This window comes from Vibrio sp. 970 (assembly GCF_033339075.1).
In genome coordinates this window covers 149,136-168,214 of record NZ_JAWOTW010000005.1, presented here as the reverse complement: position 1 = coordinate 168,214, position 19,079 = coordinate 149,136, and the positions used below count along the sequence as shown (strand labels likewise).

The 19,079-nt window shown below is 45.6% G+C and carries 25 protein-coding genes; 15 read left to right on the top strand and 10 right to left on the bottom strand.

Features of this window, described 5'->3' with window-relative positions:
- Positions 1-53 precede the first annotated feature (53 nt).
- Positions 54-476, top strand: coding sequence for a DUF805 domain-containing protein (locus R7Q11_RS09625; RefSeq protein WP_005379526.1), 423 nt, complete (start codon positions 54-56; stop codon positions 474-476).
- 548 nt (positions 477-1,024) lie between these two features.
- Positions 1,025-1,318, top strand: coding sequence for a GIY-YIG nuclease family protein (locus tag R7Q11_RS09620; protein WP_054866031.1), 294 nt, complete (start codon positions 1,025-1,027; stop codon positions 1,316-1,318).
- On the opposite strand, the gene R7Q11_RS09615 is transcribed toward R7Q11_RS09620, so the two are convergent.
- The 3 genes from R7Q11_RS09615 to glpX all read right to left on the bottom strand — a co-directional run bounded on the left by R7Q11_RS09615 (position 1,312) and on the right by glpX (position 3,835).
- Entirely contained in the window at positions 1,312-1,662 is a 351-nt protein-coding gene (locus R7Q11_RS09615; RefSeq protein ID WP_054866032.1) for a DUF3135 domain-containing protein, read from the bottom strand. The two genes, R7Q11_RS09620 and R7Q11_RS09615, sit on opposite strands and share 7 nt — an antisense overlap.
- Positions 1,663-1,822: 160 nt before the next feature.
- On the bottom strand, positions 1,823-2,443 hold the full coding sequence (locus R7Q11_RS09610) for a helix-turn-helix transcriptional regulator (RefSeq protein WP_137281673.1): 621 nt from the start codon (positions 2,441-2,443) through the stop codon (positions 1,823-1,825).
- Positions 2,444-2,827: 384 nt separating this feature from the next.
- Positions 2,828-3,835, bottom strand: coding sequence for a class II fructose-bisphosphatase (glpX, locus tag R7Q11_RS09605; RefSeq protein ID WP_005383180.1), 1,008 nt, complete (start codon positions 3,833-3,835; stop codon positions 2,828-2,830).
- 348 nt (positions 3,836-4,183) lie between these two features.
- Between glpX and zapB the strand changes: the two genes are divergently transcribed.
- Positions 4,184-4,426 carry a cell division protein ZapB gene (gene zapB, locus R7Q11_RS09600; protein WP_005379536.1) on the top strand — a complete coding sequence of 81 codons (243 nt, stop codon included), beginning with the start codon at positions 4,184-4,186 and terminating at the stop codon, positions 4,424-4,426.
- Between the two features lie 135 nt (positions 4,427-4,561).
- On the opposite strand, the gene rraA is transcribed toward zapB, so the two are convergent.
- The 7 genes from rraA to priA form a co-directional block, all read right to left on the bottom strand.
- On the bottom strand, positions 4,562-5,068 hold the full coding sequence (gene rraA, locus R7Q11_RS09595) for a ribonuclease E activity regulator RraA (RefSeq protein ID WP_005379537.1): 507 nt from the start codon (positions 5,066-5,068) through the stop codon (positions 4,562-4,564).
- 76 nt (positions 5,069-5,144) lie between these two features.
- On the bottom strand, positions 5,145-6,062 hold the full coding sequence (locus R7Q11_RS09590; protein ID WP_005383178.1) for a 1,4-dihydroxy-2-naphthoate polyprenyltransferase: 918 nt from the start codon (positions 6,060-6,062) through the stop codon (positions 5,145-5,147).
- A 625-nt stretch (positions 6,063-6,687) separates the two neighbouring features.
- Positions 6,688-8,019: an HslU--HslV peptidase ATPase subunit gene (hslU, locus tag R7Q11_RS09585; RefSeq protein WP_025768349.1), complete on the bottom strand. Its 1,332-nt coding sequence runs from the start codon at positions 8,017-8,019 to the stop codon at positions 6,688-6,690.
- A 23-nt stretch (positions 8,020-8,042) separates the two neighbouring features.
- Complete coding sequence (gene hslV / locus R7Q11_RS09580; RefSeq protein WP_005383176.1) at positions 8,043-8,594, bottom strand: ATP-dependent protease subunit HslV; 552 nt, start codon at positions 8,592-8,594, stop codon at positions 8,043-8,045.
- A 115-nt stretch (positions 8,595-8,709) separates the two neighbouring features.
- Positions 8,710-9,258 (bottom strand): cell division protein FtsN, encoded by a 549-nt coding sequence (gene ftsN / locus R7Q11_RS09575; RefSeq protein WP_017820300.1) that lies wholly within the window; start codon positions 9,256-9,258, stop codon positions 8,710-8,712.
- Between the two features lie 225 nt (positions 9,259-9,483).
- Entirely contained in the window at positions 9,484-10,512 is a 1,029-nt protein-coding gene (cytR, locus tag R7Q11_RS09570) for a DNA-binding transcriptional regulator CytR (RefSeq protein WP_254901949.1), read from the bottom strand.
- 303 nt (positions 10,513-10,815) lie between these two features.
- Positions 10,816-13,020 carry a primosomal protein N' gene (priA, locus tag R7Q11_RS09565; protein ID WP_225466397.1) on the bottom strand — a complete coding sequence of 735 codons (2,205 nt, stop codon included), beginning with the start codon at positions 13,018-13,020 and terminating at the stop codon, positions 10,816-10,818.
- Positions 13,021-13,316: 296 nt separating this feature from the next.
- On the opposite strand from priA, the gene rpmE reads away from it, so the two are divergent.
- The 12 genes from rpmE to rpsQ all read left to right on the top strand — a co-directional run bounded on the left by rpmE (position 13,317) and on the right by rpsQ (position 18,936).
- Positions 13,317-13,538, top strand: coding sequence for a 50S ribosomal protein L31 (gene rpmE, locus R7Q11_RS09560; protein ID WP_005379546.1), 222 nt, complete (start codon positions 13,317-13,319; stop codon positions 13,536-13,538).
- A 456-nt stretch (positions 13,539-13,994) separates the two neighbouring features.
- Positions 13,995-14,306 (top strand): 30S ribosomal protein S10, encoded by a 312-nt coding sequence (gene rpsJ / locus R7Q11_RS09555; RefSeq protein WP_004410492.1) that lies wholly within the window; start codon positions 13,995-13,997, stop codon positions 14,304-14,306.
- A gap of 14 nt (positions 14,307-14,320) precedes the next feature.
- Positions 14,321-14,950 (top strand): 50S ribosomal protein L3, encoded by a 630-nt coding sequence (gene rplC / locus R7Q11_RS09550; protein ID WP_005379555.1) that lies wholly within the window; start codon positions 14,321-14,323, stop codon positions 14,948-14,950.
- A gap of 17 nt (positions 14,951-14,967) precedes the next feature.
- Entirely contained in the window at positions 14,968-15,570 is a 603-nt protein-coding gene (rplD, locus tag R7Q11_RS09545; RefSeq protein WP_005379556.1) for a 50S ribosomal protein L4, read from the top strand.
- A complete protein-coding gene (rplW, locus tag R7Q11_RS09540) occupies positions 15,567-15,869 on the top strand; it encodes a 50S ribosomal protein L23 (RefSeq protein ID WP_004398471.1) in 303 nt (100 codons plus the stop codon). Before rplD ends, rplW begins: the two co-directional genes overlap by 4 nt.
- 15 nt (positions 15,870-15,884) lie before the next feature.
- Positions 15,885-16,709: a 50S ribosomal protein L2 gene (rplB, locus tag R7Q11_RS09535; protein WP_005383168.1), complete on the top strand. Its 825-nt coding sequence runs from the start codon at positions 15,885-15,887 to the stop codon at positions 16,707-16,709.
- Positions 16,710-16,730: 21 nt separating this feature from the next.
- The gene (gene rpsS / locus R7Q11_RS09530) at positions 16,731-17,009 is read left to right on the top strand and encodes a 30S ribosomal protein S19 (protein ID WP_004394525.1); all 279 of its coding nucleotides are present in this window, start codon (positions 16,731-16,733) and stop codon (positions 17,007-17,009) included.
- Positions 17,010-17,019: 10 nt separating this feature from the next.
- Positions 17,020-17,352: a 50S ribosomal protein L22 gene (gene rplV / locus R7Q11_RS09525; protein WP_005383164.1), complete on the top strand. Its 333-nt coding sequence runs from the start codon at positions 17,020-17,022 to the stop codon at positions 17,350-17,352.
- A gap of 18 nt (positions 17,353-17,370) precedes the next feature.
- Positions 17,371-18,069: a 30S ribosomal protein S3 gene (gene rpsC, locus R7Q11_RS09520; protein ID WP_005383161.1), complete on the top strand. Its 699-nt coding sequence runs from the start codon at positions 17,371-17,373 to the stop codon at positions 18,067-18,069.
- 11 nt (positions 18,070-18,080) lie between these two features.
- Positions 18,081-18,491 (top strand): 50S ribosomal protein L16, encoded by a 411-nt coding sequence (gene rplP / locus R7Q11_RS09515; protein ID WP_005379577.1) that lies wholly within the window; start codon positions 18,081-18,083, stop codon positions 18,489-18,491.
- Positions 18,491-18,682 (top strand): 50S ribosomal protein L29, encoded by a 192-nt coding sequence (gene rpmC, locus R7Q11_RS09510; RefSeq protein WP_005379576.1) that lies wholly within the window; start codon positions 18,491-18,493, stop codon positions 18,680-18,682. The genes rplP and rpmC overlap by 1 nt, the downstream gene beginning before the upstream one ends.
- A complete protein-coding gene (rpsQ, locus tag R7Q11_RS09505) occupies positions 18,682-18,936 on the top strand; it encodes a 30S ribosomal protein S17 (protein ID WP_005379575.1) in 255 nt (84 codons plus the stop codon). The genes rpmC and rpsQ overlap by 1 nt, the downstream gene beginning before the upstream one ends.
- The last annotated feature ends 143 nt before the right edge of the window (positions 18,937-19,079 follow it).

The window sequence follows — 19,079 nt, the reverse complement described above, 5'->3', positions numbered from 1 at the left end:
AAACTATATCGACTCGGCTAATCTATAACCTTTCTACTTTGGGGTAAAATTTGATGTCGACTAAAGAGTTACTGTTTTCTTTTCAAGGACGTATAAACCGTAAAACCTACTGGATTTGGAACGTCATTTACTATGTGTCCATTCTAGGCTTTGGTGCCGGTATTAGCCAGCTGCTTCCTACTCTCTCCTATGTGCTTCTTCCTATTTTCTTGGTGGTTCTGCTGATCCCTGATTTGGCGATCACCACCAAGCGTTGGCACGACCGCAACAAATCGATCTATTGGCTAGCACTGAATATTCCGTTGATTATCGGACGAATTGCCACGCCAATGACCAGCCCTGCCGCGCAAGAGCCGTCGACCCCACAGATGTTCGTCGCTTCCATTTCTCTGATTTGTGGTTTATGGATTCTAATTGAATGTGGTCTCTTAAAGGGGACATCAGGACCAAACCAATATGGCCCTGAGCCGGAGTAATTGCCTCAAGTATCGTGCGTGCTGAAAGTAGATTCTTAGTCTCGCTAAGGCTCGCTAGAATGACGAACTCTTTTGATTTAGAGGCTCTTAAACTCACCGTCACTCTAAACAGCGAGGAACGAGGTGATTAAGAATCTATCATCCGATTGTGCGGTGGTTTGGGTGAACGGGAAAGAATAGGAGCTTGCTGTTACGAGATTTTTAGTCTCGCTAAGGCTCGCTAGAATGACGAGCTCTTTTTATTTAGAGGCTCTTAAAGTCATCGTCATTCTGAACAACGAGGAACGAGTGTGATTCAGAATCTATCGTCCGGTTGAGCAGTGGCTAAACTGAGCGGGAAAGAATAGGAGCTTGCTGTTACGAGATTCTTAGTCTCGCTAAGGCTCGATTGAGTGACGAGCTCCTTTGATTTAGAGTCTGTGAAAGCCATCGTCATTCTGAACAGCGAGGAACGAGGTGATTCAGAATCTACGCACAGATCGCTCTGAGTTTGAACTGAGCGATTGAATTACAATGGAAAAGTAACAGCGAATAATGAAGGAGAATGAATCATCGATAAGACACCTTGCGTTTATATCCTAACGTCAAATAACAACGCCGTTCTCTACATAGGTGTTACCAGTCAGCTGCCCCAAAGAATATGGCAACATAAAAATGGAGTAGTGGAAGGATTTACTAAGAAATACAACGTTCATAAGCTCGTTTACTTTGAGTTATTCGACGATATGGCTACGGCTATAAACCGAGAAAAGCAGCTCAAGCAGTGGAAGCGTGAGTGGAAGTTAGCCTTGGTAAGAGAAACGAACCCTAACTTTCTCGATCTATCTACTGAGTATCAGTAAAAGTCATTCCTATCTTTAAACGCATTTAAGCTAACCACATCCGCTTTTTGTGTCGGTGCCGCTTCCCCTTCTAGCGCAGCTTTGAACTTCACGACCTGTTTTTGCAACTCGTTCATCAATACCACATTGGTGTGATGAGGGTTTTTACACGTGCTGATGACTCTATCAATGTGGCTTTGTTGAGCCCACAATCTTTCTTTCATATTTTCTGATGCGCTTTCGATCATCTCTTTCGCCATCTCATGACGAAATTGCTCAAAAGCTTCTGGGTCTCGCTCTGCCATTCGAACCATTTCATCGAATGGAGGAAGCGTTTGGGACGGGATATGACGTAGATTAGACATCGATGCTCTCCAAATCCTTATGGAAATTGCCTTTAGTTACTAAAAGCCTATACCACTAGAAAGAGGAGAGAGGATGAATTCTTCAGCCGTCTCACTTATAAGAGAAGCTTTCAAGCTTGAGATTGAATAAGTGCGGTATGTCGATGTTTGGTTGTGGTGGTTACTGTAGTTGTTGGATGCGGTAAACGCAGCGTCTTTGGCCACTAATGATGTGTTCGGTACGCTCTACTTTGGTGTCACGTCCAAGTAAAGACTGAAAGACACTTAATTCTGATTGGCACAAGCTTGGGCAGCGAGTTGCGGCTTTACAAATCGGACAGTGATTTTCGATCAAGATGAATCCGTTCTCATCTTTCTCGAGCTCTGCCATATAGCCTTCTTGCTCTCTTAATGTGACGAGTATTTCTAGTTTGCTTTGCAGAGAATCGCATTGCTCAAGATGCTGACGATAACTTTGTAATGTGAGTTTTTCCCTTTCTGATGTGACTTTTTCCAGTCCATCTTTGCCAAAGATATGTTCGACAGCTTCTATAAACTGAATGGTCAACTCACCGTGACGGTCAGCAAATTGCTCATGACCTTTTTGAGTGAGAGACCAATGACGAGCAGGGCGACCAACTTTTACTTTTACGTCATGGATAGAAAGAATGCCATCATCTTCTAAACTTTGCAGGTGCTGACGAGCCCCCATGGTTGTCATACCTAGCTCAGAGGAGAGTTGTTTTGCAGTGACGGAGCCATCACGCTTAACGATTTGCAATATCCTATCTACGGTCTTCATATACCCACCATTTATACGTCAGTACATATTATGCGCGATAGGGTTAGTAAAGAAAAGTGTTGACTTAATTTGAGTGTGGATTTGTAGGGGCTATGTTCATATGAGCCAATATATGTCGTCATTCTGAACAACGAGGAACGAGGTGATTCAGAATCTATCTTTTGGTTGAGTAGTGGTTAAGGTGACCAGGCAAGAATAGGAGCTTGTTACTACTAGATTCTTAGTCTCGCTGGAGCTCGCTAGAATGACGAGTTCTTTTGATTTAGAGCTTATTAAAGTCACCGTCATTCTGAACAACGAGGAACGAGTGTGATTCAGAATCTATTGCCCGTTGTGCGGAAAGAAAGGCTCAAACTCAGATTGAGCGAGAGCCTCGAGAAATGCTTAAAGAATAATATCACGCACTTCTGGATCTTTACGATCTAGGTAGTGAGTCGACTTAATGCGACGAATAGTACGGCATCGACCACGCACGAGCAGCGTTTCTGTGGTTGCGATATTCCCTTGGCGAGAGATGCCTTCTAGCAAGTCACCTTTAGTAATGCCTGTAGCTGAAAATACCACATTGTCGCTACGAGCCATGTCTTCCATTTTGAGGACAACATTCGCTTTTACGCCCATTTCATCGCAGCGTTTTAGTTCATCTGCACCGTAAATGCGGTTTTCTTCAGTATCGCCTTTTACCTCATGACGAGGAAGCAGGCGACCGTGCATGTCACCGTCTAGCGCTCGAATTACCGCTGCTGATACAACCCCTTCTGGCGCACCGCCAATACAGTACATCATGTCCACTTCACTGTCTGGCATACAAGTTAGAATAGAGGCAGCGACGTCACCATCAGGCACCGCAAAAACACGTACGCCCATTGCTTGCATTTCTGCAATAACGTCATCGTGGCGAGGTTTCGCAAGGGTAATAACGACTAGGGTATCAAGTGGCTTGTTCAGGGCTTTTGCTACGTTCTCTAGGTTTTCTTTTAACGGCTTTTCTAAGTCAATTACGCCTTTTGCACCAGGGCCAACAACCAGTTTTTCCATGTACATATCTGGCGCTTTAAGAAAGCTGCCTTTCTCACCTGCGGCAAGTACGGCTAGTGCGTTCGATTGTCCCATTGCCGTCATACGCGTTCCTTCAATCGGGTCGACTGCAATATCCACTTCATCACCACCAATACCCACTTGCTCACCAATGTACAGCATTGGCGCATCATCGATTTCACCCTCACCAATGACAATTTCGCCACTGATATCTGTTTTGTTCAGTAGCGTGCGCATAACTTCAACAGCTGCGCCATCGGCTGCGTTTTTATCGCCACGGCCAAGCCATTTGTAACCAGCCAGAGCTGCACCTTCAGTCACACGGGAAAATGCCATTGCTAAATCGCGTTTCATGATGTCTCCAAGTAAGCAAGAGGGAAGAAGAATTTGCGCGGCGATTCTATCACAAGGTCGAGTAAACGTTTGCCTTTTTGCGAGGCTTTTACTTTATCTAACTTGAATTTGATCAATACTTAGGGCGATTTTCAGCGTAGCGGGACGCAAAATCCTTGCTCAAAAATGCTTCGGCGACAAGAAAAGTCAGCGTTTAGTGAGATTGCGCTGATTTTTTGACCGAATGATGCAAAATATCGAATATAGTGAGTGTTTCTCATCGCGACGCTGAGTAGAATGAACCTTATATAGGTTAGGTGTGCATCAATCTCGCACATCGTCCCAACGGAATAACATAGGTAGGCCAAGATGTCTTTTGAAGTACTAGAACAACTAGAATCTAAAATTCAAACTGCAGTTGACACAATCACTCTTCTTCAGATGGAAGTCGAAGAGCTGAAAGAAGATAAAGCTAAACTTGCGGAAGAAGCGAACGAGCTTCGCTCTCAACGTGAAGAGCTAGAGCAAAAAGCACAACAAGCACAGCAAGAGCACGCACAATGGCAAGAGCGCATTCGTGCACTACTTGGCAAAATGGACGAAGTGGAATAATTCGGCTTCTTCATTCCAAATTAAAAACACCCGCGTTAAGCGGGTGTTTGTGTTTTAGGGAAGTAGAAAATGTTAAGACAAGGCTAGGCGCTAAGAGCCAAGAGAAGGCCCTATAACTTAGGCGCCTAAGACTCGTTATGCTTCTTCATCCAACTCTAAATCAATATTCAATGGTTCTGGCGACAGGATAATTCCGGTGCTATCAGCATAAATGTAATCTTCTGGAAGGAAGCTAACGCCGCCAAAGTTGACTGGTACATCCAATTCGCCAATACCCTGACTGGTCGCTCCAACAGGAATAGAAGCGAGGGCTTGAATGCCTAAGTTCATATCTTCAAGTTCATCTACTTCACGAACACAGCCGTAAACGACAATGCCTTCCCACTCGTTTTCTTCCGCAATGGTTGCGATTTCTGCATCGATAAGGGCTTTACGTAGGGAACCGCCACCGTCAATTAACAAAACGCGACCAAGTCCATCTTGCTCTAATGTCTCGCGGATCAACGAATTATCTTCAAAACACTTGATGGTGGTGATTTGCCCGGCAAATGAAGCGCGACCGCCAAAGTTACTGAACATTGGTTCAACCACATCTACCTGATCGAGGTAGATATCACAGAGTGCTGAGGTATTGTATTCCATAGCGTACCTTTCTAAACAGAAATTGGTTGTCTTTGAGTATATCTAGGCATTAAGTCAATGCAATGACAATCCTTTTTTAACTTACTAGAGTTTGAGCTACCACAATTGTTGCAAACAAAACGTTGGTGACTAGAGAGCATTTCACGATGACTGGCATCATTGGTGCTATTTGAGCAGGCTTTTGTGTATGCCAAACCGCTTTACCATGATCGGCCACGAAATAAATACTAAGTAAGAATGGCAAGCTAATCCAAACGGGTTTGTCTTGAATTAACAAGTAAGCCGCAAAGGCAAGGATAGCTCCGCCAAGTAAAATAAAGTGGTACTGTTTGGCTTTACGTTGACCTAAGCGTACCGCCACCGTGCGTTTACCACACTCTCGGTCGTTCTCTATATCACGCATATTGTTGATATTGAGGACTGCAACGGCGAGTAAACCGCAGCCTAAAGCAGGTAAGAATAGCGTGGTGTCTACGTGACCGGTATGCAAGAAGTAGGTACCGGATACGCCGAGTAGACCAAAAAACAAGAACACTGATATATCGCCAAGCCCCACGTAACCGTATGGTTTGCTACCCATGGTATAAGCAATGGCTGCGAGAATGGCCAAAATTCCCAGCCCGATAAAAGTGACAATGCTTTCCAATGAACTTAGTGAATAGAAAACTAACACCAAGCCTGAAATGGCGGTCAGAACGATGTTAAAGATAATCGCTTGTTTCATCTGTTTAGCACTTACCGCGCCAGACTGCATCGCTCGTAATGGGCCGAGGCGTTTGTCGTTATCTGTACCTTGAACGGCATCGCCATAGTCGTTTGCCAGGTTGGACAGAATTTGCAGCAATGTCGCGGTTACGAAAGCCATGATGGCAATCGTCAGTGAGAAATGACCCGCCGAGTAGGCGAGTACGCTACCTGTTAAGATAGAGACCAATGCCAGAGGTAATGTTTTTGGGCGAGCGGCTTCAAGCCAGATCTGTAGAGATTGTTTCATGGAAATTTCGTGCTAGTAACCAATGTGCCCAGTATAAGCACAAAGAGGCAGATACGCTATTGACCTAAAACAACTCAACTAGAAGTCAAAGAGTCATTCAGAATCTATCATCCGATTGTGAAGTGTTACGGTGAGAGAGAAAGAATAGGCGTTTGCTGTTAGCAGATTCTTAGTCTCGCTTAAGCTCGCTAGAATGACGAGATCTTTTTGATTTAGGTGTTGTCACAGTAACCGTCATTCTGAACAGCGAGGAACGAGTGTGATTCAGAATCTATCGTCCGATTGTGCGGTGATTAAGGTGAGCGAGGAAGAATAGGCGTCTGTTGTTACCAGATTCTTAGTCTCGCTTGAGCTCGCTAGAATGACGAGATCTTTTTGATTTAGGTGTTGTCACAGTCACCGTCATTCTGAACAACGAGGAACGAGGTGATTCAGAATCTATCATCCGATTGTGCGGTGGTGAAGGCGAGTTGGAAAGAAAGGCGTCTGCTGTTAGCAGATTCTTAGTCTCGCTTGAGCTCGCTAGAATGACGAGATCTTTTGATTTAGATGTTGTCAAAGTCACCGCCATTCTAAACAAAAAGCCCAGAAACAAGGTTCTGGGCTTTGGTAAAATAGATTGCGTTTAAAGAATAAAGCGGCTTAGATCTTCATCTTCAATCGTGTCGCCTAGGCGCGCTTTCACGTAAGCGGAATCAATAACGAATTTAGCGCCAGATTGCTCCGCTGCGTCGTAAGAGATTTCATCCATCAAGCGTTCCATTACGGTGTGTAAGCGACGAGCACCGATGTTTTCTGTGCTTTCGTTGACCGTCCATGCCGCTTCCGCGATTTGCGTGATGCCGTCTTCTGTGAATTCGATGTCCACATCTTCCGTTTTCATCAACGCAACGTACTGCTCTGTTAGAGAGGCTTTTGGTTCTGTCAGAATGCGTTTGAAGTCGTTGCTGCTTAGTGCTTCTAGCTCAACACGAATTGGTAGACGACCTTGCAATTCTGGGATCAAGTCAGATGGTTTTGCCACTTGGAATGCACCAGATGCAACAAACAGAATATGGTCTGTTTTTACCATGCCGTGCTTGGTTGATACCGTGCTGCCTTCAATCAATGGAAGTAGGTCGCGCTGAACACCTTCGCGTGAAACGTCTGGGCCTGAGCTCTCGCCGCGTTTACAGATCTTGTCGATCTCATCGATAAATACGATGCCGTTGTTTTCAACGTTGAAAATCGCTGCTTCTTTTAGCTCTTCTTGGTTTACCAGTTTCGCCGCTTCTTCTTCCGCTAACGCTTTCATTGCGTCTTTGATTTTCAGCTTACGTTTTTTCTTAGTGTCGCCTGCCAGGTTTTGGAACATGCCTTGCAGCTGGTTAGTCATCTCTTCCATACCAGGAGGCGCCATGATCTCTACGCCCATTTGTGGTGCGGCTACGTCGATTTCAATTTCTTTATCGTCTAGTTGGCCTTCACGCAGTTTCTTACGGAAGATCTGGCGAGTGTGAGAAGACTCTTCCGTTTGCTCTGCTTGACCCCAGCTATCACGTGCTGGTGGCAGTAGCGCATCAAGAATGCGTTCTTCCGCTTGCTCTTCTGCGCGGAATTTCACTTTCTCCATCGCTTGTTGATGCGTCATTTTCACAGCGACATCGGTTAGGTCACGGATGATGGTTTCAACTTCTTTACCAACGTAACCCACTTCGGTGAATTTTGTCGCTTCAACTTTGATGAAAGGGGCATTTGCCAGTTTTGCGAGGCGTCGTGCGATTTCAGTCTTACCAACACCAGTAGGGCCAATCATCAAGATGTTTTTTGGCGTCACTTCGGCACGCAAGCTTTCTTCAAGCTGCATGCGGCGCCAGCGGTTACGAAGTGCAATCGCAACCGAACGCTTGGCTTTTTCTTGACCGATAATGTGGCGGTTCAATTCATGAACGATTTCGCGAGGCGTCATTTCAGACATATTCTTTCCTTACTTCGTTACGATTACGCGGTTGGTTTTTCAGGCTCTACTGTTGAGTCTAGCTCTTCTACCGTGTGGTGATGGTTAGTGAAGACACAAATATCACCCGCGATATTGAGAGCTTTTTCCGCGATCTCACGAGCATCTAGATCTGTGTTTTCTAGTAGGGCGGTTGCGGCAGCTTGTGCGTAAGCACCACCAGAGCCAATCGCAATCAGGTCGTGTTCTGGCTGTACGACATCACCATTACCGGTAATGATTAACGATGCGGTTTCGTCGGCAACGGCAAGTAAGGCTTCGAGCTTGCGCAAAGCACGATCGCTACGCCAGTCTTTGGCTAGCTCAACTGCCGCTTTGGTTAGGTGACCTTGGTGCATTTGCAGTTTGCTTTCGAAGCGCTCAAAAAGGGTGAAGGCATCCGCAGTACCGCCGGCAAAGCCCGCTAGTACTTGGTTGTTGTATAGGCGGCGAACTTTGCGCGCATTACCTTTCATTACGGTATTGCCTAGAGATACTTGGCCATCACCCGCGATGACGACTTTATTATTTCGACGTACAGATACAATGGTAGTCACAGTCGACCTCTTGATTATTTCTCTTTGGATTTAATTCAGTATATGGGGGAGGAGAAATGGGGATTCAAGGGGGCAAAAAGAAAGGCCCTGGGATCTTAGCTCCTGGGGCCTGAGTTTAAAGATTTTCTTTCCAAATCGCACACGGCTCGATTTTCGCGCGTTGCAGTTTATGGCGGTCACGTTCTGCATCACGTTTGAACTTATACGGACCTAGCACCACGCGATACCATGAACTGCCTTCTTTCTTTCGAATCTTGCTCGACATCCCTTGGAATGCGATTGCAAGCTTACGCTCTTCTGCTTGTGCCTGGGTTTTGTACGCGCCACACTGCATGATGTAAGGAATTTTAGAAACTTCAATTTCTTTAGCCACAACTTCAACTTCACGTTTCGGTAGTGACTCAACATATTCCCATTTTTCTTCTGGTGGTGGCGGCAAGTCTTTTTTCGGCTTTGGTTTGCTGACAGTGGTTGTTGGCTGCTTCACGACTGGTTGTTTAGGTTCTGGGTCGCTACTCAAAAGGTAAAGACCATAGCCAAAACCGCCCACGAGCAAGATAGCGAGCAGGCCACTGCGCCAAGGTTTTTTTCTTCTCGGCGGCTGTTTTTTTGTCGACTTTTTTGGGGCGCCTCGCCCCCGTCTTACATAATCTCTATTTGCCACGGTTATTTCTGGTCATCAAGGATTCTTGCAAATATGTTAATCCAGAACGAGTTGAGAAAACACCCTATTGATAGAATCTTGATAGCTAAAGCGCGACAACGCCCGAGTGTAGGAGTGTGTTTCCGTTCTCACTTACATTTATTCAGGGATACACAAAAAGCAGGAGGGGTAAATAAAAAAGCGGCGCCTTAGCACCGCTTTGGGGATGAATACCTAATCTTTAGGTTAAGGGCGCTGTGGTGGCGCTGCACTTCCACGAATGACGAGATTAGTTTCAAGCAGACGCGAGCCTGAATGCACGTCGTGGCCTTTTAACATCTCGAGCATCATTAGCATCGCTTGTCGACCAATCTCATAGCGAGGTTGAGATATGGTGGTCAACGGTGGATCGCAGTACTGAGCGAAGTTAATGTCATCAAAGCCCACAACAGAGAGATCTTGCGGTACTCGTAAGCCAAGCTTTTTCGCTTCTTGAATTGCGCCGATGGCCATTGTGTCACAGTGACAGAAAATAGCCGTTGGTGGTTCTGGCAATTCGAGCAGTTTACGAACGGCTTTTGCTCCGCCATCAAAAGAGAACTCAGTAATGACACTATATTGTGGATCTTTATTGATGCCGGCACGGCGCAGGGCTTGTTGGTAGCCTTGCTGGCGGAACTGACACAATATTGCTGTGTCTGGTCCAGAGATTTGAGCAATGCGTTTATGACCTAATTGGGTCAGGTAATTCACCGCTTCAAATGCTGAGGTCAGGTTATCAATATGTACTGTCGGAAGCTCGAGCTCTGGCGCAAATTCACACGCCATTACCATCGGAGGTAAGTTCTTTTGCTCTGGCTTACTGACATCGAATGGTAGATCTGTACCAAGCAGTAGCATTCCATCTGCCTGCTTAGTAAATACGAGGTTAACGAAAGAGCTTTCGCGTTTCTTCTGTTGCCCGCTATCGCCCAGCAGGACTAGATAGCCATGTTCCATGGCTGCATCTTCAATACCGCGAATAATTTCAGAAAAATAAGGATCACAGATGTCGGGAACGATAGTAACAATGGTTTTTGATTCGTTTCTACGTAAGTTGCGCGCTAATGAGTTTGGAGAATAACCCGCTTCAAGTACGGCATCTTCTACTCTCTTTCTTGTAGAAGAAGAGACCTTCTCTGGATTCATTAAGGCTCGAGATACCGTAGCCGTAGACACTCCCGCAAGCTGGGCAACATCCTTCATTGTCGCCATAGTTTTTAACCTCTCATTTATTTTTTGCCAAGATGACGTTATTCCGGTTTGAAATCAGAGTAATCAAACCGAGTTAGAGCTGTGTTTGCTCTTCGCTCAGTTCGTGTTAACGAGTGGGAAAATGGATTCTTCACCGCGATATCAATTTGTGGGAATAGTCATTGTTTTAATCTAAGCCTGTGCAAACAAGTCACTTTAGACTTTTCTAATTTGGATAGTCTATTCATTTCTAAAGTGAAAGTTACGGTCTGTTTAACAAAAATTGTAATCTTGGTGTGATTCTGGTCACATTAAATGGTAATTCATTACATAGTTAAACGTTTGCTAGCTGAGATCTTGTGGTTCTATGTCTAAATTCCAGCGTACTTTCTTAGCATTTGGCAACAACTCAATAGCAGGTTTGGCACTGGTTAATAACTTTTGCATCAATGAACGATGCTGAGTTTGCAGTAATAGTTGCCAACGGTATTTACCAGCCCGCTTGGCCAAAGGTGAAGGAGTAGGGCCTAACACCATGCAGGAATCATCGAACAGAGGGTGTGACTCTAACGTAAAGCGAACCTGACGCAGGAAGTCTTCAACTACCTCACTTTGGTTCGCCTCTGCTTTAAACAGAGTCAAGAAACTATAAGGCGGAAGCTGAGCCAGTTTGCGTTCTTCCAGAGCAGTCATAGCAAAGTGGCGATAGTCTTTTTGAAGCAGGGCCTGCAGCAAGCTGTGCTCAGGATGGTGGGTTTGTAGAATAACCTCGCCAGGTTTACTTGCGCGGCCGGCACGACCTGCGACTTGAATAAACAACTGCGCTAGTCGTTCGGAAGCGCGGAAGTCACTACTATAGAGAGAGCCATCAACATCCAAAAGAGCAACGAGTGTTACATTTGGAAAATGGTGCCCCTTAGCCAGCATTTGGGTGCCAATCAGAATTTGATGTTCACCTTTACGAATCGATTCAAGGGCATCTTCCAAACTGCCTTTGCGGCGTGTGCTGTCTCTGTCGATGCGAATGGCGTTGTATTCTGGAAATAACTGAGTCAATTGTTGTTCGAGTTGTTCCGTTCCTACGCCGACGGTAACCAGTTGAGTTGAACCACACCCCTGACACTGATGAATTACCGGTTGTTGTGAGCCGCAGTGATGGCAGCGTATTTCGTTGCTGTAATGGTGGAACGTATAGTACGCATCACAGCGTTTACATTCTGCAATCCAACCGCATTCATGGCACATCAAAGCGGGCGAAAAGCCTCGACGGTTAAGAAACAACATTACTTGATTGCCAGCTTTTAAATGCTTGCGCATCTCGGCAATCAGTTGGGCAGATAAGCCACTTTCTAAATACTGACCTTTTACATCTAACACTTTATTGGTGGTTGGTACGGCAGAGCCAGCTCGTTGGGTTAGTGTTAAATGGTGATACTTGCCTGACAAAGCATTGTGCAATGTCTCCAGTGCAGGTGTGGCTGAGCCCAGAACAATCGGAACTTGTTCTTTATGAGCGCGCATTACAGCAACATCGCGTGCATGATAACGCAAGCTATCTTGCTGTTTGTAAGAGGTGTCATGTTCCTCGTCCACAATGATAATCCCGAGATCAGCAAAAGGCGCGAGTAGGGCAGAGCGTGTGCCGATAATGATTCCGGCCGCTTTGTCGCGTGCAGAAAGCCACGCATTCAGACGCTCCGTCTCGTTTAACCCGGAGTGGATGACGTCAACTGGCACATTAAAACGGCGTTTAAAGCGGTTGATGGTTTGGGGCGTTAGACCGATCTCAGGTACTAAAACTAATGCTTGTTTCCCTTGCTCTAAAACTGGTTTGATAAGGTTTAAGTAAACTTCTGTTTTACCAGAGCCAGTTACTCCCTCTAATAAATAGCAAGCAAAACCTGTTTGGCTATTTACACTCGCAATAGCCAGCGCTTGTTCGTGGTTGAGCTTTGGCTTCTCGACGTCGCATTCAACGTGCTGTCCCCACTGGGTGATTACAGGCTTCTTCTCGATACGTTCAATCCAGCCTTTCTCTTCTAAAGACTTTAGTACTGTTGAGGCTATCTCTTGGTCGACAAATTCCTGGTGAGGCAAAGCGCCGTTAACCAACATTTGCAAGACCTTCTGTTGTTTGACCGCTCGACGATCAAGCCCTTGCATCAGCTTGTCTTTACCGGATTCGGTAATTTGCCACTCTTGTAGCGTCGCAAAATCTGCAGGCTTTCCTTTACGTAGAGCTGCTGGCATCGCATTGTGTAGCGTATCTCCAAGTGGGTATTGGTAGAACTGGCTGCACCAAGTCAGCAACGAATAAAGCTTTTCAGACCATATCGGCTGAGAATCAAGAACTGCTTTGATTGGCTTGAGTTGATCTTTGGGAAAGTCCGAGTGATTAACCATCGCGGTTACGATGCCAACTAACGTTTGGCGTCCAAAAGGTACGGAAACGCGTCCACCAATGATCGGAAACAGGTGCCCCGGAATGGCGTAATCAAATTGTTTGTCGAGCGGAACGGGTAATGCCACTCTAGCAATGGTTGGACGCATAAATTCTTAGCTATTAAAAAAGAGGGAAAGGAAATGAGAGTCTATTAAAATCGGTTTGGAAATTCGAGTAAAGCAATGCGATTCAGCGTGAATCGTGCCTCTATGATTAGTCTGGCTAAAAAAGTGGCGAAAAAGTTGCCAAATGTGTTGATCCGAGCAATGTGATTCTTTACTATATCGCGCCTTGAGATATGGCTTCGGCAATTAGTTGATGCGGTATCCCATTTTATTATTAATTGCGTGTGGTGTGCGGCTTAGATTCGTATAGCGACACGGCCTACTATTGAGGTTATCCCATGAAAGCTGGTATCCACCCAGAATACAAAGCAGTAAAAGCTACTTGTTCTTGCGGCAACTCTTTTGAGTTCAACTCTACTCTAGGTAAAGAGTCTATCCACCTAGACGTATGTGACAAGTGTCACCCATTCTACACTGGTAAGCAACGTATCGTTGATACAGGCGGCCGTGTTGATCGCTTCAACAAGCGTTTCGGTGCACTATCAAGCGGTAAGAAATAATAGCAGCCGCTATTACGATTACAGTTTAGAAAAGGACGCTTCGGCGTCCTTTTTGTTTTAATGGCTACCAAGCGAAGAGGAACGTATGGGGTTTGGAATATTCCCGATTATTTTTCACTCAGCGCTTGCAACCTAAAGTGTGATCTGTATAATGCAGCGCACTGGTTAAGCCAGTTGTGAACCAATGAGCAGTGAGGAGCGAGCAAATCTAAGGATTTGCGAGGTAATGTATACTCAGCTTATGTTCGCGGTTAATACAATTAGCTATCTTTTCTTCGGAAAAACTATCCTCAAAGGTGACTTTGGCATATAGGGATAGTTAATCGAAAATTAACTGACAATGCGTCCTAATCTTGGATGCTACGGTTTCACATAAATCAATCGGCATTCTCTCGTCTTTACGAGTTTGAGTGGCGATATTGTTTGTGTAATTTATTAAATTTGGAGCTCTGTCTCATGCAGAACCAACGTATCCGTATCCGCCTAAAAGCTTTCGATTACAAACTAATCGATGCTTCTACAGCGGAAATCGTTGAAACAGCTAAGCGCACTGGCGCACAGGTTCGTGGTCCAATCCCACTGCCAACTCGTAAAGAGCGTTTCACAGTTCTTATCTCTCCACACGTTAACAAGAAAGCACGTGACCAGTACGAAATCCGTACTCACAAGCGTCTAATCGACATCGTTGAGCCAACAGACAAGACTGTTGATGCTCTAATGCGTCTAGACCTTGCTGCGGGCGTTGACGTTCAAATTAGCCTAGGTTAAGGGAGATTAGAAGTATGATTGGTCTAATCGGTCGTAAAGTGGGCATGACCCGCGTATTTACTGAAGAAGGCGTTTCTATCCCAGTAACAGTTGTTGAGGTTGAAGCTAACCGTGTTTCTCAAGTGAAAACTCTTGAAACTGACGGCTACGCAGCAATCCAGGTTACAGCTGGTTCTAAGAAAGCTAACCGTGTAAACAAAGCTGAAGCAGGTCACTTTGCTAAAGCTGGCGTTGAAGCTGGTCGCGGTCTTTGGGAATTCCGTTTAGAAAACGGCGAAGAGTTCGAAGTTGGTTCAGAACTAACTGTTGAACTATTCAACGAAACTAAGAAAGTAGACGTTACTGGTACATCTAAGGGTAAAGGTTTCCAAGGCGCTGTTAAGCGTTGGAACTTCCGTACTCAAGATATGACTCACGGTAACTCATTGTCTCACCGTGCTCCTGGTTCTATCGGTCAATGTCAGACTCCAGGTCGCGTATTTAAAGGCAAGAAAATGGCAGGTCACATGGGTGCTGAGCGTGTAACGACTCAAAACCTAGAGATCGTACGTGTTGACGCTGAGCGCAACCTGCTTCTTATTAAAGGTGCAGTCCCAGGCGCAACTGGCGGCAACGTGATCGTTAAACCAGCTGTTAAAGCATAACGTCTCAGGAGTAAGTAATGGAACTAATGGTTAAAGGTGCCGATGCACTAACTGTTTCCGAAACTACTTTCGGACGTGAGTTTAACGAAGCTCTTGTACACCAAGTAGTTGTTGCGTACGCAGCAGGTGCTCGTCAAGGTACTCGTGCTCAAAAAACACGTTCAGAAGTTTCTGGCGGTGGCGCTAAGCCATGGCGTCAAAAAGGTACTGGCCGTGCGCGTGCTGGTACAATCCGTAGCCCAATCTGGCGTACAGGTGGTGTTACTTTTGCTGCGAAACCACAAGATCACAGCCAAAAAGTAAACAAAAAAATGTACCGTGGTGCTATGAAGAGCATTCTTTCTGAGCTTGTTCGTCAAGAGCGTCTAATCGTTGTTGATAACTTCTCAGTTGAAGCACCAAAGACTAAAGAGCTAGTTGCTAAGCTTAAAGAGCTTGAGCTAACTGACGCTCTAATCGTGACTAGCGAAGTAGATGAGAATCTATTCCTAGCTGCTCGTAACCTATACAAAGTTGACGCACGTGATGTTGCTGGTATCGATCCAGTATCTCTAATCGCGTTTGACAAAGTTGTAATGACTGCAGAAGCAGTTAAGCAAGTAGAGGAAATGCTAGCATGATCACTGAAGAGCGTATCCTAAAAGTTCTACGTGCACCGCACATCTCTGAAAAAGCAACTATGGCAGCTGAGAAAGCGAACACTATCGTTTTCAAAGTAGCTAAAGATGCGACTAAAAAAGAGATCAAAGCAGCTGTAGAAAAGCTATTTGAAGTTGAAGTTAAGTCTGTAAATACTCTTATCACTAAGGGTAAGACCAAACGTCAAGGTCTACGCCAAGGTCGCCGCAGCGACGTTAAGAAAGCGTACGTTACTTTGAAAGAAGGTCAAGATCTTGACTTCGTTGGCGGCGCGGAATAACAGGAGTAGTTAAAAATGGCTATTGTTAAATGTAAGCCGACTTCCCCTGGTCGTCGTCACGTTGTTAAAGTTGTTAACGCTGACCTACACAAGGGCAAGCCATACGCACCTCTTCTAGAGAAAAACTCTAAGAACGGTGGTCGTAACAACAAGGGTCGTATCACAGTACGTCACATCGGCGGTGGTCACAAGCACCACTACCGTGTAGTTGACTTCAAACGTACTAAAGATGGTATTCCAGCGACAGTTGAGCGTCTTGAATACGATCCAAACCGTAGCGCAAACATTGCTCTAGTTCTTTACAAAGACGGTGAGCGTCGCTACATCCTAGCACCTAAAGGTGTTGTAGCTGGTGATGTTATTCAGTCTGGTGTTGATGCACCAATCAAAGCTGGTAACACTCTACCAATGCGTAATATCCCAGTAGGTTCAACAGTACATAACGTTGAACTTAAGCCTGGTAAAGGTGGTCAGCTAGCTCGTTCGGCTGGTGCTTACGCTCAAATCGTTGCTCGCGACGGTGCGTACGTAACTATCCGTCTACGTTCTGGCGAGATGCGCAAAGTTCTTTCTGAAGGCCGTGCAACAATCGGTGAAGTTGGTAACTCTGAGCACATGCTACGTGAACTTGGTAAAGCAGGTGCATCACGTCATCGCGGTATCCGTCCAACGGTTCGTGGTGTTGTAATGAACCCGATTGACCACCCACATGGTGGTGGTGAAGGCCGTACTTCTGGTGGTCGTCACCCAGTATCTCCTTGGGGTATGCCTACTAAAGGCTTCAAGACTCGTAAGAACAAACGCACTGACAAGTACATCGTACGTCGTCGTAACAAGTAATCTATATAAAGAGGAATCGCCATGCCACGTTCTCTCAAGAAAGGTCCTTTTATTGACCTACACTTGCTGAAGAAGGTAGAGAAAGCGGTGGAAAGCGGAGACAAAAAGCCTATTAAGACTTGGTCCCGTCGTTCAATGATCATCCCTACGATGATCGGTTTGACCATCGCTGTCCATAATGGTCGTCAGCACGTACCAGTATTTGTAACTGATGAAATGATCGGTCACAAACTGGGTGAATTCGCACCAACACGTACTTACCGCGGTCACGCTGCGGATAAGAAAGCTAAGAAGCGCTAAGGAGTAGATAATGGAAGCAATTGCTAAACATAACTTTGCTCGCATTTCGCCTCAGAAAGCTCGCTTAGTTGCGGATCTAATCCGTGGTAAATCTGTTGACCAAGCTCTAGAAATCCTAACGTTCAGCAACAAAAAAGCTGCTGCACTAGTTAAGAAAGTTCTAGAGTCTGCTATCGCTAACGCGGAGCACAACGAAGGTGCAGATATTGACGATCTGAATGTCGCAAAAATCTTTGTAGATGAAGGCCCAACCATGAAGCGTATTATGCCTCGTGCTAAAGGTCGTGCGGATCGTATCTTGAAGCGTTCAAGCCACATCACTGTTGTTGTAGCAGATCGCTAGAGACTAGGAGAGTAAGCAATGGGTCAAAAAGTACATCCAAATGGTATTCGTCTAGGCATCGTTAAGCCTTGGAATGCTACATGGTTTGCTAACACCAAAGATTTCGCTGACAACCTAGACGGCGACTTCAAGGTACGTCAGTTCCTTACAAGTGAACTGAAAAAAGCGTCTCTATCACGTATCGTTATCGAGCGTCCTGCTAAGAGCATCCGTGTGACTATTCACACTGCTCGTCCAGGCGTTGTTATCGGTAAGAAAGGTGAAGACGTTGAGAAGCTACGCGCAGCTGTAGCTAAAATTGCAGGTGTACCAGCGCAAATTAACATCGCTGAAGTACGTAAGCCTGAACTAGATGCGCAACTTGTTGGTGACAGCATCGCGTCTCAGCTAGAGCGTCGTGTTATGTTCCGTCGTGCTATGAAGCGCGCAGTACAAAACGCTATGCGCCTAGGCGCTAAAGGTATCAAAGTGGAAGTAAGCGGTCGTCTAGGCGGCGCTGAAATCGCACGTTCAGAGTGGTACCGTGAAGGCCGTGTGCCTCTACACACTCTACGTGCTGACATTGATTACGCAACTTCTTCGGCTCACACTCAATACGGTGTGATCGGCATTAAAACTTGGATCTTCAAAGGTGAAATCCTAGGTGGTATGCCAGCAGCTAACGCTGTAGAGCCTAAAGGCGACAAGCCTAAGAAGCAGCGTAAAGGCCGTAAGTAAGGAGTCGACAGATGCTACAACCTAAACGTACTAAGTTCCGTAAGGTTCAGACTGGTCGTAACCGTGGTCTAGCTAAAGGTACTGATGTAAGCTTCGGCGAATTCGGTCTTAAAGCTGTTGGCCGTGGTCGTCTAACTGCTCGTCAAATCGAAGCGGCACGTCGTGCAATGACACGTCACGTTAAGCGTCAAGGTAAAATCTGGATCCGTGTGTTCCCAGACAAACCAATCACAGAAAAACCACTTGAAGTTCGTCAAGGTAAGGGTAAAGGTAACGTTGAGTACTGGGTAGCCCAAATCCAACCTGGTAAGGTTATGTACGAAATGGGTGGTGTACCTGAAGAATTGGCACGTGAAGCGTTCCGTCTTGCGGCACGTAAACTGCCTTTCAAAACTACATTTGTAACTAAGCAGGTGATGTGATGAAAGCACAAGATCTACGCGAGAAAAGCGTTGAAGAGCTTAACGCTGAGCTAATGAATTTGCTACGCGAACAGTTCAACTTGCGCATGCAAGCTGCGACTGGTCAACTACAGCAAACTCATACTCTGAAAGCTGTACGCCGTGATATCGCACGTGTGAAAACTGTTTTGACTGAGAAGGCAGGCGCATAATGAGCGAAGTAAAACGTACTCAACAAGGTCGTGTTGTTAGCGACAAGATGGACAAGTCTATCACTGTTGCTATCGAACGTTTCGTAAAACACCCAATCTACGGTAAATACGTAAAACGTACGACTAAAGTACACGCACATGACGAGAACAACGAGTGTGGCCTAGGCGACACAGTTGAAATCGCAGAGTGTCGTCCACTGTCTAAGACTAAGTCTTGGACTTTGGTAAAAGTTCTAGAAAAGGCGAAGATTTAATCTCGTTAATTCTATGAAACTAAAGCGGCTCCAAAATATTTTTGGAGCCGTTTATTTTTTGACTACCCAATCACAAAAAAGGGTGGTACAATTCGCGTCCCTTTTAAAGAGGCAGCCCGACCCGTGATGGGTCTAGTTATTAA